This is a genomic window from uncultured Nisaea sp., from assembly GCF_963974195.1.
Lineage (GTDB): Bacteria > Pseudomonadota > Alphaproteobacteria > Thalassobaculales > Thalassobaculaceae > Nisaea.
This window is the reverse complement of sequence record NZ_CAXBDC010000111.1, coordinates 1-13,889: the sequence shown is the minus strand read 5'-3', so window position 1 is coordinate 13,889 and position 13,889 is coordinate 1. Positions and strand designations below refer to the sequence as shown.

Here is a 13,889-nt window from a genome sequence, read left to right as displayed (position 1 = left end):
CGACACCGACCGTGTCGTCCGGGTTATGGACCAGCAATTGGGGGATGTTGGTCATGTCTTGGGCTCCCATGGTTTCATTTTTTGAGTTTCATTAACCCATGTCATTACATGTAGGAGAATTCTTATACAAGACTGATGCGGTTCGATCTGCTACATGGCATTTCTCAAGTGAAGAAACTGCACGGGATCAGACGAGCCAGATGACGGAACCGCTCTACAAAACCGTGATCGGAACGGTGATCGACCGCATTGTTTCGGGGGAACTGGTGCCGGGCGCGATGCTGCCGAGCGAATATGATCTCGGCGCGGAACTCGGTGTGAGCCAGGGCACGGCCCGCAAGGCCCTTGAGGAGCTGGAGCGCCGGGGGATCATCAAGCGGCGTCAGGGGGTCGGCAGTTTCGTCGCCGTGCGGACGCCCGAGAATGCCCTTTTCCAGTTTTTCCGATTGCGCAATCCGGACGGAACCCAGGCGGTCCCGGATCTGGCCGAGGGAACCGTGATCTCCCGGAAGGCGACGGCATCCGAAGCGGGACAGCTCTCCGGCGCGCCGGACAGGGTGCATGAAATTGCCCGCGTCCGAACCATCGATGGGTCACGGCTGATTTATGAGACGTCAGTGGTGCCGGCAGTGCTTTTTCCCGGCCTGGCCGAACGTGCGCCGCTGCCCAATGCGCTCTACGCTCTCTATCAGCAAGCCTTCAGGATCGCGATCGTACGCGCGGATGAAAGCATCAAGGCTGTTGCCGCTGATGAGGAAACGGCTTCCGCGCTGGGCATTGTTGCCTCTTCCCCCGTGATGAGCATTGAGCGCAAGGCATTCGATATTGCGGATCGCTGTGTCGAGCTACGGTCCAGTTTTTATGTCACGGACCATCATGCCTACGGGATTTCGCTTTCAGGCTGAAAGCGATGTGCGGGAAATTCGGGAACCGGCCCGGCCCGCTATGAGCTGGGCCGGTTCCTGAATGGTTTATTCGAACGACGACACGCGGCCGCTTTCAATGGGCGCATCATCCTCGTCATGCCGGTTGAATGGCCGGTAGCCGGTAACCGCGCGGGCGAGGATGTAGAAAACCGGTGTCAGGAAGATACCGAAGGCTGTCACCCCGATCATGCCGGAAAAGACAGTCAGCCCCATGGCATAACGCATCTCCGCACCGGCCCCGGTCGAGGCAATCAGCGGGACGACACCCATGATGAAGGCCATGGAGGTCATCAGGATCGGCCTGAGGCGCAAGCGGCTGGCCTCGATCGCGGCGGGGATCGGTTTCATTCCGCCGAGTTCCAGATCGCGGGCGAACTCCACAATCAGGATGGCGTTTTTCGCCGATAGACCGACAAGGACAATCAGGCCGATCTGGGTGAAGACGTTGTTGTCCCCCCCGGCCAGCCAGACACCGGTCATGGCCGCCAGCACACTCATCGGAACGATCATGATGATCGCAACCGGGAGTGTCAGGCTTTCGTACTGGGCCGCCAGAACCAGGAAGACCAGCAGGATGGCAATCGGAAACACCAGCAGCGAGGAATTGCCGGCCAGGATCTGCTGATAGGTGAGGTCGGTCCATTCGAAGCTGAAGCCGGCCGGAAGGGATTCCGCGGCAATCCGCTCGACCGCGGCCTGTGCCTGACCCGAGGAGAAACCGGGGGCTGGGGCACCACTGACATCGGCCGCGATGAAGCCGTTATAGCGCAATGCCCGTTCGGGGCCGGTTGCGGGCTCGACCCGCAGCAGGGCAGAGAGCGGCACCATCGCGCCGGTGCTGGAGCGGACTTTCAGGGAGCCGATATCCTCCGGCCGGGCCCGGTAGGCTGCATCGGCCTGCAGGCGGACGGAGTAGGTGCGTCCGAACCGGTTGAAGTCATTCACATAGAGGCTGCCGAGATAGATCTGCAGGGTTTCGAACACGTCGGTCACGGAGACGCCGAGCTGTTGCGCCTTGGTCCGGTCGACATCGGCATAGAGCTGCGGCACGTTCACCTGGAAGTTGGTGAACAGGTTGGCAAGCTCCGGCGCCTGCCGCGCCGCGCCGAGGAAGCTCTTTACCGCGGCATCCAGTGCTTCGTAACCATGTGACGCCCGGTCCTCGATTTGCAGCTTGAAGCCGCCGGTTGTGCCGAGGCCCTGTACGGGTGGCGGCGGGAAAATCACGACGAAGGCGTCCTTGATCTTGCCGTAGTTCGCATTCAGCCGGCCTGCGATGGCGCCCGCGCTGTGTGCTGCGCCCTTGCGCTCCTCGAAGGGTTTCAGGGTGGCGAAGACGATGCCCGCACTGGAGCTGTTGGTGAACCCGCTGATCGACAGGCCGGGGAAGGCAACGGCATGCTCGACATCGGGGTCATCCAGGGTAATCCGGCTCATTTCGCGGATCACATCCTCTGTCCGGTCGAGCGTGGCGCCGTTCGGCAACTGGGCGAAACCGATCAGATACTGCTTGTCCTGCATCGGCACGAAGCCGCCCGGAACCGCGTTGAAGAGCATGTAGGTCGCCGCGAGCAGCACGAGATACAGCCCCATGGAGATGGTCTTGTGCCGGGTGATCCGCCTGACACCGCCGCCATAGGCATCCGAGCCCCGGCGGAAAACCGCATTAAAGCCACGGAACAGCCAGCCGAGCGAAAAATCGATCACCCGGGTCAGGCGATCCTTCGGTGCGTCATGGCCTTTCAGCAGCAGAGCGGCGAGGGCAGGTGACAGGGTCAGGGAGTTGACTGCTGAAATCACCGTGGAGATGGCGATGGTAAGGGCGAACTGCTCATAGAACTGTCCGGTCAGGCCGGTGATGAAGGCCAGCGGAACGAACACGGCCACCAGCACCAGGGCAATGGCAATGATCGGCCCGGAGACTTCCCGCATGGCCCGGTAGGTCGCCTGTTTCGGCGCCAGTCCCTCCTCGATATTCCGCTCCACATTCTCGACCACCACGATGGCGTCATCGACGACGATGCCGATGGCCAGCACGAGCCCGAAGAGGGATAGCGCGTTGATCGACACGCCGAGCAGATGCATGGCGGCAAAGGTTCCGACCACCGAGATCGGCACGGCCAGAAGAGGGATGATCGAGGCCCGCCAGGTCTGCAGGAACAGGATGACGACGAGCACAACCAGCGCCACCGCCTCAAGCAGGGTGTGGATCACGGATTCGATGGATGCCCGGACGAACTCCGTCGGGTCATAGACGATCTCGTAATCGACGCCTTCCGGCATGTATTGCTTCAGCTCCTCCATTGTGACGCGCACATTGTCGGAGATCTGGATCGCGTTCGAACCCGGCGCCTGGAAGATCGGAATGGCAACCGCCTGCTTGTTGTCGAGCAGGGAACGCAGGGCGTATTCGGCGGCCCCGAGTTCAATGCGGGCGATGTCGCGCAGACGCGTCACGGCGCCGTCGGCACTGGTCTTCACGATGATGTCGCCGAACTGTTCCGTCGTCTCCAGCCGGCCCTGTGCATTCACGGGCAATTGCAGATCGACGCCGATCAGGCTGGGGGAGGCACCGATAACGCCGGCCGCGGCCTGGATATTCTGCTCGCGGATCGCCTGGGCGACGTCGCCTGCGGACAGTTGACGTTGCGCGACCTTCTGCGGGTCGAGCCATATCCGCATGGCATAGTCACCGGAGCCGAACAGACGTACCTGGCCGACGCCTTCGACCCGGGCCAGACGGTCCTTCACATTCAGCACAGCGTAGTTGCGCAGATACGTCATGTCATAGCGGTCGTTCGGCGACAGCAGATGCACGACCATGGTGAGGTCGGGCGAGCTTTTCACCGTGGTGACACCAAGACGCCGGACTTCTTCCGGCAGACGCGGTTCGGCCTGGGATACCCGGTTCTGCACCAGTTGCTGTGCCTTGTCCGGATCGGTGCCGAGCTTGAACGTGACGGTAAGCGTCATCAGCCCGTCGGTCGTCGCCTGGCTGCTCATATAGAGCATGCCTTCGACGCCGTTGATCGCTTCCTCGACCGGTGTCGCGACGGTTGCCGCGATCACCTTCGGGTTGGCGCCGGGATATTGCGCAGTGACGACGACCGTGGGCGGTACGACCTCGGGATATTCCGAGATCGGCAGGGTGCGCAGGGCGAGAAGACCCGCGACGAATATCAGGACCGATAGCACCCCGGCGAAAACCGGACGGTCAATGAAGAATTTCGAGAAGTTCATGGGATCTGTCCGGTTTTGTCAGGTGGTGTATGGAGAGTGCTGACGGCAAGGTCAGTTCGCTGCCGTCTGAAGCGGAAGGTCCGGAGTCATGGCGATCATTTCCGGCGCCACGCGTGCGCCCGGCCGGACCCGCTGCAGGCCGTTGACGACGATCCGCTCTCCGGCATTCAGGCCACTGAGGACAACCCGCAGCCGTTCCACCGATCTGCCGAGTTCGATCTCCCGGTAGGACACGGTATCGTCGTCGCCGACAACGAGGACGTATTTCTTGCCCTGATCCACGCCAACGGCGCGTTCGGTGATCAGCAGGGCGGGCTCGGCCTGCGCCGTTCCCATCGTCAACCGGGCGAACTGCCCCGGAATGAGAAGACCGTCGGGATTGGCAAACTCCGCCCGGACCCTGACAGTGCCACTATTGGCATCGACGATATTGTCGATCAGCTGCAACCGCCCCGGGATCGGCTCATCGCCGGGAAAGGGGGACGCCATCTGTGCCGGAATCCGGCTTACATCCCGGTTTCCACCGGAACCGGTTCCCAAACTACGGACCGCTTCGAGCACAACCTGTTCATCCGCGTCGAAGCTGGCATAGATCGGATCGACGGAGACGAGGGTCGTCAGGGCCGGGCCGGTTTCGCCCGCAGGCACCAGATTGCCGGCATTGACCAGAATTTTGCCAACCCGCCCGGAGACCGGAGCGTGAATTTCAGTGTAACCGAGATTCAGTTCCGCGACCTTCTGCTCGGCCTGCGCCGCACGCAGATTGGCCTGCGCTTCCTGATAGGCGTTTGTCCGTGTGTCGGCCTCGCGTACGGTCAGAATGCGGGTCGCGACCAGCTTCTGCGCCCGCTCGTGCTCGTTCCTGGTAAAGTTGACCCGGGCCTGTGCCGCACTCACCCCGGCTTTTGCCCGGGAAAGATCGGCAAGGAAGGGTTCCGGATCGATGCTGACCAGAAGGTCGCCGGCCCTCACCAGACTGCCTTCGCGGAAATGAATGGCCTTGACCTGACCTGCCACGCGAGACCGGATTTCGACCCGTTCGATGGCTTCAAGGCGGCCGGAAAATTCCTTCCAGCCAATCAGATCCTTTTGAAGAACGGCCGCGACCGAGACCGGGATTGCGCTCGGTGCCTGGGCGGCTGCCTGCGGCTTTTCTTCGGAAAAGGATTGCGGTAACGAGATAAGCCCGCCGCCAACTATTGCGGCGACGGTCACGCCTGCCAATATGAACCTGTACCCACGTCCTGTGCTCTTTGTACCAGCCATCGGATCGCTCCATCCGCAAATTTGTACCGATTGGTATGAAATTGTCGGACACATATGGCTGGTGGACATTCGATGTTCAACACCCCACCTTACCGATCAGTACAAAAAAATTATTGGAGGAGACTAAATCATGGCCCGGCCGCGGGAATTCTGCGTCGATACCGCTCTCGACCGCGCTCTTGAAGTGTTCTGGCAGAGCGGATTTGAAGGCACCAGCATCTCGCGCCTGACCGAGGCCATGGGCATAAACCGCCCAAGTCTCTACGCCACTTTCGGAAACAAGGAAGAGCTCTTCCAGAAGGCGATGGACCGGTATATCAGCCTCAAGAATGACTATTTCGATCAGGCGATGGCCGCAGCGGAGCCGAAAGAGGTTGTTGAGCGGCTGTTGATGGAAGGGGCGGCGGTGCTGACCGATCCGGACCATCCGGTGGGCTGTCTCGCGGTTCAGGGCGCGCTGAGTTGCAGTGCCGAAACCGAGCGGGTCCGGGACGAGCTGGCAAAGATCAGGACGTCTTTTCAGGACAAGCTGCGTGAGCGGTTTACGAAAGACCTGGATGAGGGGCGCCTGCCTCCTGAGGCGGATCCTGCGGCTCTGGCCGGTTTTGTTTCAACGGTGAGCTATGGCATGTCCGTCCAGGCAAGTGGCGGGGCGAGCCGGGAAGATCTCGAGGTCGTGGCGCAAACGGCATTGAAGGCCTTTCCCGCCTGAATAGGCGGGGCATGTTGAATTATCTCCCCGGACTTTTAGAGCTCGGATTTTATCCTCAGGATTTGTCGCCCCTGAATACTTTGGGCGGCGAAAAAATCACTCTTGGGTAAAATTGATAAAGATCAAAAAATAAGAAAAACCAAACCAAAGGCTGTTTTTCGATAAAGCATTCAGACTTAATTTAAATGTTTGTTAATTTCTTGCGGCTTCTATTAACCGCTAATCGCCTGATCGTCGGGCTATTGGGGTTACGGTTTGAATGTGAGGTTGCAATGAATTCGGTCTTTCTGCGGTTTGCCGCTCTTTTGATCGTGGCGTGTCCAATTCTGATCTCAGAGGCGCACGCGCAGACAAATCCTCCGCCTGTGGAAATCCTTGACGAAAAGGCAATCGCTGAAATTCGTGAGTGGCTTTCCAGTCCTGTCGTTGAGATGTCCGTTACCGCACATAACAGGCAGTATGAAGGGGTCGATCAGTCACAGATCGATGCGCTTGATCAGGCATGGCGGGCTGAGCGGGAAAGCGCTGATCAGCCATTGATCGCAGCTACCCTCAGCAGTCCCCTTTCCACCTATCTGACGCAAATACAGGCCGCCTCCGGCGGAATTTTCACGGAAATTTTTGTCATGAATGCCTACGGTTTGAATGTGGGCCAAAGCGCCATCACGTCCGACTTCTGGCAGGGTGACGAAGCTAAATTCCAGAAGACGTTCCTGGTCAGTCCAACGGCTGTTTTTGTCGATGAGCCGGAGTTCAACGAGAAAAGCAAGACGTGGCGTACCCAGGTGAATTTGACCTTGGCGAAAGACGGTAAGCCGATCGGAGCGGTTACCGTCGAGTACAACCTGAGCGAGTTGGCGCGCCGTCGCGGGATGATGTGACGCCGTCTGACCAATGGTTACCAAGGAAACATGAAATGAATTTTCTGCAAAACCTCAAGATCTCACGGAAACTCGCGCTTTGCTTCTCCATCATTATCGCAATGACGGTTTTGACGGCCATTCTGGCTTTTGCTGCCATGGAGCAAATCAAATCCGCGGAAGCCGAAAGTCAGAAAGCCGATCAGCTTGGCGATACCTATCTCGAGTATGAGCGGGCTTTCGCACTCAAACGTCAGGGATTGCTTTACTACCTGCTGACGGGAGACCGCACCGGGCTGGATCAATACGAGGAGATGTCGCCGAAGATTGATGCCGCCGTTTCGACGCTTCGTGAGCAATCGGCCGATTTGCCGAATGTTTCCAACCTCGTGGATACGCTGGTTGTCGAATATACGAAATGGCTGGACGTTTATGCGGCGGAGCAGGTCCGGCTCATGAGTAACTATCTGACAGTAAACCAGGCACGCGCTATCGAGGTCACCGGAGAGCCGAGGATCGCGATCGACAAGTTTACTGAAGCAGCTGCCAAGCTGGAGCGGGAACTTTCCGCCATTTCGTCCGATGCCATTACAAGGCGGGATGCCGCGATGAGCAGCTTCACCGTGACCATGATCGTCTCGATCGCTCTGGTGATTGTTGTCGCCGTTGCCTCTGCCTTCGCGATGAGCCGCTCGATTGCGACTCCGATCGGCAACATGACCGCACTGATGGAGCAGATGGCCAACGGCAATCTCGATATCATGGTGTCCGGTACGGAGCGGAAAGACGAGATCGGGAGCATGGCCGCGACCGTCGAGATCTTCAAACAGAACGGCCTCGAGCAACGTGAACAGAAAGCACGCGAGGCGGAACAGCAGGCGCAGGAAAGCGAGCGCCACCAGAAGATGGAAGGCTACACCCGCTCTTTCGACGAGGAGATGGTGAGCGCGCTGAAAATCGTGGAAGAGGCTGTGAACAGCGTTCGCGTTTCGTCCGAAACAATGGCGGCGAACGCCCAGAACACGACGGGTCTTTCGCGGGATGCGGCGGCGGCGATCGAGGAGGCAAATGCCAATATTCAGACGGTGGCGTCCGCAACGACCGAGCTGTCGTCCTCCATCAACGAGATCTCCTCGCAAATGGCCCAGGCATCAACGGTGACCCGTGCGGCTGTCGGGGAAGTCGAGACGACGAACACGCGGGTCGGGGCTCTTAACGAAGCCGCTGAAAGTATCGGTCAGGTCATTCAGATCATTGACGAGATCGCCGAGCAGACCAATCTGCTTGCCCTGAATGCGACCATTGAAGCCGCCCGTGCCGGAGAGGCCGGTAAGGGCTTTGCGGTTGTTGCCAGCGAAGTGAAGAGCCTGGCGACCCAGACCAGCAAGGCGACTGAGGAAATCAGCCAGAAAATCGCGGAGATCCAGAGTGAGACCAGTGCCGCTGCGGAGGCGGTGCTTGGTATCGGGAATACGATCAACAAGATTGACGAGCTGACTGCCGTGGTTGCCAGTGCGGTCGAGGAGCAGGGGGCCGCGACCAATGAAATCGCGCAAAATATCGAACAGGCTGCTGCCGGCACGCAGACCGTTGCCCAGGTTGTCGAGACGGTGTCCTCCGCCGCCGGCGAGACCGGGCAGCTTGCCGAGAGCCAGCAGACCGTTGTCGCCGAGTTGAGTGAGCGGAACCGCAAGCTCAAAGGCGAAATCGATCAGTTCCTGGGGAATGTCCGGGCGCTCTAGATCGAGAGCCTCATATGTAATTGTGCGGGCCGGTCGTTCTGCGACCGGCCGGTTCTTTATTGCAGAGGCGGTTGTCTATCGCGGAGCGGTTCATTCGTCGACGGGGAGCACAATCTGCATGATCAGACCGCCCTCCGGATGGTTCTGCGCGACGGCGGAGCCGCCATGCGCCTGCACCACGCTGCGGGTAATCGCAAGACCAATACCCTGTCCCGCCGAGGGCGGGATGCGGCCGCCCGGCGCTCTGTAGAAGGGCTCGAAGATGCGCCGCAGATCCGAGGAGCGGAGACTTTCGCCACGGTTCTCTATCGTCAGCGTGACGCGCTCCTCTGACACCGAAACCGAGATCCTGATGGTGCTGTCTTCCTGCCCGTAGATGACGGCGTTGCGGATCACATTCTCGATTGCGCTTGCCAGAAGCATCTGGCTGCCGCGCACGGCCATTGGCGCGGACGGGCTTTCAAAGGCGATAGCCTGTCCCTTTTTGCGCGCTTCGAACTGTGCGTCGTCGATCAGGGATGACAGCAGGGCCTCGATATCAACGCGTCCCTTGCGGATGTCGACCGCACTGGGATCGACTTGTGCAAGCATCAGGATACGATCGATCATGCTGGCGAGCGCATGGGCTTCCTTGTCCAGGCGCTCGAGCCATTTTTCATCGCCGGAGCTGGTCTCGGCGCGCAGCAGTTCGATCGCCAGCTGTAGGCGGGCGAGGGGCGATTTCAGCTCGTGCGAGACATCCCTGAACAATTGGCGCTGGTTCTGGAACTGATCCTGAATGCGTTCCGCCATGGCATCGAAATCGGCGGCGAGTTCACCGATCTCGTCATCGCGGGAAAGCGCTTTGACGCCGACCCGTTTTGAATATTCGCCAGCGGCCACGCTCTGCGTGACTTGGCGAAGGTCGATGATGGGGCGGACCAGGGACCGGGTAAGAAACAGGGTTATGATCGCGATCAGGATGACGGCGATCAATGCGGCACTGCCGATCCGGTAGAGTATCGGAAAGTCGAAGAATGGCGTTTGCTCGTCCATTACCAGAAGCCGGTATCCGGCGAGCAGATTGACCGGAACAGGAGAGATCACCGCGGGGCCGCGGCCCGGAGGGCCTTCGCGCACGGTGGTTCGGTCTTCCGGTGACATACGGGCCCAATGTTCAAGATGCGGCGGTACCGGATGGCCATCGACGCTCATGCCTTCAGCGTCGATCAGGAAAGTCGCCAGCTTGTGCTGATACTGGCGTTTTTGCCATTCGGTGAAAGCTGCGAGCCCGCCCTGTTTGTATGCGGTGCCGGCATCTCTTGCCAGAACCTCCCAGTTAAGAGGGGGAGGGCTGACGGCGCGCGCCACCAGCACAGTCGCGGTTACCGCGCCAACGGCAATCAAGACCTGCGCGACCAGGAGCAGCAGAAAGATGCGGCGATAAAGACGAAACGAGGGGAGCTGCATCGGCCAGATCAACCGGATACCAGAAGCTGATAGCCAACGCCCCTGACGGCTTGAATCCGGTCCCGCCATTCGGGGTGGACCGAAAGTTTCTTGCGGATATGGCTGACATGCACGTCGAGTGCCCGGTCATAGGGAGAGAGGGAGCGGCCTAGCGCGGCCTGGCTCAGGTCATCCTTCGGGATCGGGATGCCGGCATGGCGCATCAGATAGTGCAGCACGCCGAATTCAGTGCTGGTGAGGGAAACCGGGTCACCGGCGAGTTCGGCACGTCTTTCACTGGGCGTTAATGTGAGCTCGCCGACCTGGATCGGCTTCTCGGTTTCCTGAAGCCGGTCTCCAAGATCCGGCCGGGCCCGGCGGACAAGCGCCTTGAGACGGGCCGCCAATTCTCTTGGGTTCGCTGTCTTTTCGACATAATCGTCGGCCCCGACTTCCAGGCTGACGATCCGCTCGGTCTCGTCCGTGTTCGCGGTCAGAATCAGAAGAGGGATCCAGTCGCCGGACTTGCGCAAACTGGTCAGGACATCGAGGCCGTTTGGCGCCGGCATCATCAGGTCCAGGCAAACCGCGTCCGGACGGTTTTCGCCGGATAGGAGGCGTTCAAGAGCGTCCTGCCCGCTATGCAGCATGTCCACCTCAAACCCTTGCGAGATAAGATAGGTGCCAAGCAGTTCACAAAAATCGGGATCGTCGTCGATTAAAAGAACTCGGGCCATCACGGAGCACCTTGCCAGTCGTGGGTGCCGGGCGTTCCCTGCACATTCATCACAATAGGGGCTTGTTAGCAGGGCCATGAGCCGTGGGCGAACCGATTTTACATTTCTTAACCTGATGCAGACCCACATTTACAGGCGGGTTTCTTAGTGTATGGCCGCCGAATGCTGATAAATCCATTTGCTTCTCTTTCGGGAGGCGCGGGCGGAAGGCATTCGATGAATATCGTCCAGAATGGGGGTACGTCACGATGACCACGATCAGCTCGGATATCTCGAGCCTGCTTCCGAAGGCGAGTGCTTTCGGGACACCGTTGACCGAAGAAGAGAAATCGACGGTCGAAGAAATCCTGTCGCAGTATGATGCCGATTCACTTACCGAGGAAGATGAGGAAACACTCAAGCAGGCGTTGAGCGATGCGGGTGTTAAGCCCTCGCGTGAGCTCGGAACGCTTCTTGAGGAATCCGGATTTGACGCTGCCATTGCGAAGCCAAGTGGTCCGCCGCCGGGTGGACCTGGCGGTCCCGGAGGTCCGGGCGGCCCTGGAGGCCCGGGTGGTCCCGGAGCCGCTGGAGAATCCGAGGATCTGATCTCCCAGGAAGGGTTGCAGACACTCACATCCATTCTCGAAGAATACGATCTGGAAAACCTGAGTGAAGACGATGTTACGTCCATTCAGGACAAGCTGGCCGAGGCTGGTTATGCCGGACAGGGCTCAGTCGTCAACCTGGGCGCTTGACCGTTAAGGGCAAGGGCTGGCAATGGAGCCAGCCCTGCCGGACCGGCTCAATTTAACCGGCGTCGATGGCACGGGCGCGTTTCAGACTCGCATCCAGTGCGTCCGGCCATCGTGACAGGGCGCCTGTCTCCTCCAGCACCTTAAGGCCTTCCTCGCTGATGCCTCCCGGCGTCAGAAGTTCGTTGAGCAGTTCCCGGGGCTTTACGGCCTTGCCTTCGATCACGGCTGCGGCCGCCGCTTCGGTCATGTGGGCGGTGAGAGTGCGCGCGGAGACGGAGGAGAGGCCGTTCGCCTCTGCCCAGCCGGCGACTTCGTCAATGAAGGCATACATCATTGCGTAGTACGCGCCGAAAATGCTGGCGGTGTCGAATTCGGCTTCATCTTCAAAGGGAAGGGCCGGGCCGAGCCGCGCGAGAATAGCGCTTGCTTCAGGATCGTTCGGGTGAAAAGTCGTCGGACTCCGGCGGATACGGCTGGCCGCGATTGGCATGGCCCGCACCGCAATGGCCGGGGCAACGGCGGCCTGGATGGTGTTAAGGCGGATCCCCGCAGCAATGGAAACGACGCGCTGTCCGGCGCGCCAGGGCAAACCCGTTGCTGTTTCGGCGATCTGTCCGGGGCGGGTCGACAGAAAAACCAGGTCCGACCGCTGAACGACCTCCGCATTGTTGGCTGCAATGGTGCATCCAAAGCGCGCGGAAAGCTCCGCTGTGCGTGACGTGCTTCTGGGGGAAAGAATGAGAAATGTCCCGGCCCCAGCCAGGCCCTCTGCCAGGCAGGCGCCCAGATATCCCACTCCTATAATGCCGATATTTGTCACGGTGCGTCTCCCAGATTTTGCCGTAACAATACGCAAGTGCGCGTGCTTACAGACAAGTGCGAATGTGGAAAGGACGCATCACTGCACTCTGCCGGAAACCAGCAGAGAATTGGTTAAGGCAAAGCTCTACTTTTCCGACTCAAAATCTCAGGGCCTATGAAATTTCTTTTATAATATTGTTCTGTTTATGCAGTTCATCGGCTGAAGCCGAATGGGTGTGCTCAACTTTGATGCTCCGGGGCATTTTCGATATTCAGCATTTTGAACCTCGAAGTTTTCGAACCCACTCACAACGCTAAATTTGTGTAAGGTTGATCATCCGGTTAACCAAGAGAGTGAAGAGTAATGCCCATACAGACACTCGTTGAAGCAGGAGACTTGGTTGTTTTTCGTGTGGATGGGCTGGTTACGGCAGAGCAGGCAGTTGCAGCGATCAAGAACCATTATTCGCGGACACCGAGCAAATTCTGCATTTGGGATCTCAGTGGGGCGAGCCTCTCCGAAATTACCTATGACAGATTTCAGATGATCGTTGAGGCCGTTGGCGAATTTGCTGATGCTCGAGGTCCCGGCGCACGTACAGCGTTGGTGGCAGATGGTGATCTGAACCCCGTTCTAGCCAAGGCCCTGGCAGCACAGGTTCAGGTCAGTAAATTGGCTATCGAAACCAGGGTTTTCAGGGATCAGAAGACGGCCAGAACTTGGCTGCAGAATCCAGCATAGGGCGTTTACCCGGAAAGCTCTTGGTGGCTGGCGGGGCTCAGGCTGCACAAGAGCCGTCCCGTGATAACGGGATCTGAGTAGAAAGGGAATTTCGCCTGAAGCCTCGTTGCGGCCATAGGGCGATCCCATGGGGGCTTCCGAAACATTACTCACCGTCAAATTGATCGAACAACACGCAATCGCGCTTGCGAAAATCAATATGAAACAGAACTGATGTCGATTTTTAAGTGAGTAATCTTATTGATTGGTTGGAAGCAGAATTGGCGGAGGGGAAGAGATTCGAACTCTCGATACCGGTTTCCCAGTATAACGGTTTAGCAAACCGCCGCCTTCAGCCACTCGGCCACCCCTCCGCCGGAGTGACACAGCGGGTAAACCCGCCGCACGACGTATGCAGCGCCCCTTCTATGCGGCGGCCTGCCCACTGTCAATGAATGCCATTCATCAAACTGTATTTTTTTCCGGGGCAGGTGCGCCGCAATTTCAGGTTCCGCAAGAAAGTGAGGGTTTCAGCGGTTTTTTGCAGTCTTCAGAATGATGTCGCTCGCCTTCTCGCCAACCATGATGGAGGGGGCGTTGATGTTTCCGGACGTCACCGCCGGGAAGATCGAGGCGTCGGCGACACGCAGATTCTCAGTGCCATACACTTTCAGGCTCGGATCGACGACACAGGTCTGTGCGTCGGAACCCATCATGCA

The 13,889-nt window shown here is 59.0% G+C and carries 12 protein-coding genes and 1 tRNA gene; 6 read left to right on the top strand and 7 right to left on the bottom strand.

What is annotated here, in order from left to right; translation table 11 throughout:
- Window positions 1–200 precede the first annotated feature (200 nt).
- Window positions 201–905 (top strand): GntR family transcriptional regulator, encoded by a 705-nt coding sequence (locus AAC126_RS18810; RefSeq protein WP_339856203.1) that lies wholly within the window; start codon window positions 201–203, stop codon window positions 903–905.
- Between the two features lie 66 nt (window positions 906–971).
- On the opposite strand, the gene AAC126_RS18805 is transcribed toward AAC126_RS18810, so the two are convergent.
- Together AAC126_RS18805 and AAC126_RS18800 are read right to left on the bottom strand one after the other, a co-directional pair.
- Entirely contained in the window at window positions 972–4,166 is a 3,195-nt protein-coding gene (locus tag AAC126_RS18805) for an efflux RND transporter permease subunit (protein ID WP_339856201.1), read from the bottom strand.
- A gap of 51 nt (window positions 4,167–4,217) precedes the next feature.
- A complete protein-coding gene (locus AAC126_RS18800; RefSeq protein ID WP_339856199.1) occupies window positions 4,218–5,432 on the bottom strand; it encodes an efflux RND transporter periplasmic adaptor subunit in 1,215 nt (404 codons plus the stop codon).
- Between the two features lie 130 nt (window positions 5,433–5,562).
- Here AAC126_RS18800 and AAC126_RS18795 point away from each other — a divergent pair, with 130 nt between their 5' ends.
- From AAC126_RS18795 to AAC126_RS18785, 3 genes are all read left to right on the top strand, one after another.
- Window positions 5,563–6,144 carry a TetR/AcrR family transcriptional regulator gene (locus AAC126_RS18795; RefSeq protein WP_339856197.1) on the top strand — a complete coding sequence of 194 codons (582 nt, stop codon included), beginning with the start codon at window positions 5,563–5,565 and terminating at the stop codon, window positions 6,142–6,144.
- A 185-nt stretch (window positions 6,145–6,329) separates the two neighbouring features.
- Entirely contained in the window at window positions 6,330–7,025 is a 696-nt protein-coding gene (locus tag AAC126_RS18790) for a hypothetical protein (protein WP_339856194.1), read from the top strand.
- Window positions 7,026–7,060: 35 nt separating this feature from the next.
- Complete coding sequence (locus AAC126_RS18785) at window positions 7,061–8,746, top strand: methyl-accepting chemotaxis protein (protein WP_339856191.1); 1,686 nt, start codon at window positions 7,061–7,063, stop codon at window positions 8,744–8,746.
- A gap of 90 nt (window positions 8,747–8,836) precedes the next feature.
- On the opposite strand, the gene AAC126_RS18780 is transcribed toward AAC126_RS18785, so the two are convergent.
- Window positions 8,837–10,195 carry an ATP-binding protein gene (locus AAC126_RS18780; protein WP_339856188.1) on the bottom strand — a complete coding sequence of 453 codons (1,359 nt, stop codon included), beginning with the start codon at window positions 10,193–10,195 and terminating at the stop codon, window positions 8,837–8,839.
- Between the two features lie 8 nt (window positions 10,196–10,203).
- Window positions 10,204–10,911, bottom strand: a complete 708-nt coding sequence (locus AAC126_RS18775) for a response regulator transcription factor (protein ID WP_339856185.1) — start codon at window positions 10,909–10,911, stop codon at window positions 10,204–10,206.
- Window positions 10,912–11,159: 248 nt separating this feature from the next.
- Between AAC126_RS18775 and AAC126_RS18770 the strand changes: the two genes are divergently transcribed.
- A complete protein-coding gene (locus AAC126_RS18770; RefSeq protein WP_339856181.1) occupies window positions 11,160–11,648 on the top strand; it encodes a hypothetical protein in 489 nt (162 codons plus the stop codon).
- 52 nt (window positions 11,649–11,700) lie between these two features.
- Here AAC126_RS18770 and AAC126_RS18765 read toward each other — a convergent pair whose 3' ends face one another.
- On the bottom strand, window positions 11,701–12,504 hold the full coding sequence (locus tag AAC126_RS18765; protein WP_339856178.1) for a pyrroline-5-carboxylate reductase dimerization domain-containing protein: 804 nt from the start codon (window positions 12,502–12,504) through the stop codon (window positions 11,701–11,703).
- 309 nt (window positions 12,505–12,813) lie between these two features.
- Here AAC126_RS18765 and AAC126_RS18760 point away from each other — a divergent pair, with 309 nt between their 5' ends.
- Entirely contained in the window at window positions 12,814–13,191 is a 378-nt protein-coding gene (locus AAC126_RS18760; protein ID WP_339856176.1) for a hypothetical protein, read from the top strand.
- A 261-nt stretch (window positions 13,192–13,452) separates the two neighbouring features.
- Here AAC126_RS18760 and AAC126_RS18755 read toward each other — a convergent pair.
- Together AAC126_RS18755 and AAC126_RS18750 are read right to left on the bottom strand one after the other, a co-directional pair.
- Window positions 13,453–13,544, bottom strand: a tRNA-Ser gene (locus AAC126_RS18755).
- Window positions 13,545–13,700: 156 nt separating this feature from the next.
- Window positions 13,701–13,889, bottom strand: a 189-nt coding sequence (locus tag AAC126_RS18750; RefSeq protein ID WP_339856174.1) for a GMC oxidoreductase, incomplete at its 5' end; no start/stop codon positions are given.

Coding starts and splice junctions, on each gene's coding strand:
- AAC126_RS18790 (WP_339856194.1), top strand. CDS start 6,330: ATGTTTGTTAATTTCTTGCGGCTTCTATTAACCGCTAATCGCCTGATC.
- AAC126_RS18775 (WP_339856185.1), bottom strand. CDS start 10,911: ATGGCCCGAGTTCTTTTAATCGACGACGATCCCGATTTTTGTGAACTG.
- AAC126_RS18795 (WP_339856197.1), top strand. CDS start 5,563: ATGGCCCGGCCGCGGGAATTCTGCGTCGATACCGCTCTCGACCGCGCT.
- AAC126_RS18780 (WP_339856188.1), bottom strand. CDS start 10,195: ATGCAGCTCCCCTCGTTTCGTCTTTATCGCCGCATCTTTCTGCTGCTC.
- AAC126_RS18785 (WP_339856191.1), top strand. CDS start 7,061: ATGAATTTTCTGCAAAACCTCAAGATCTCACGGAAACTCGCGCTTTGC.
- AAC126_RS18805 (WP_339856201.1), bottom strand. CDS start 4,166: ATGAACTTCTCGAAATTCTTCATTGACCGTCCGGTTTTCGCCGGGGTG.
- AAC126_RS18800 (WP_339856199.1), bottom strand. CDS start 5,432: ATGGCTGGTACAAAGAGCACAGGACGTGGGTACAGGTTCATATTGGCA.
- AAC126_RS18760 (WP_339856176.1), top strand. CDS start 12,814: ATGCCCATACAGACACTCGTTGAAGCAGGAGACTTGGTTGTTTTTCGT.
- AAC126_RS18810 (WP_339856203.1), top strand. CDS start 201: ATGACGGAACCGCTCTACAAAACCGTGATCGGAACGGTGATCGACCGC.
- AAC126_RS18770 (WP_339856181.1), top strand. CDS start 11,160: ATGACCACGATCAGCTCGGATATCTCGAGCCTGCTTCCGAAGGCGAGT.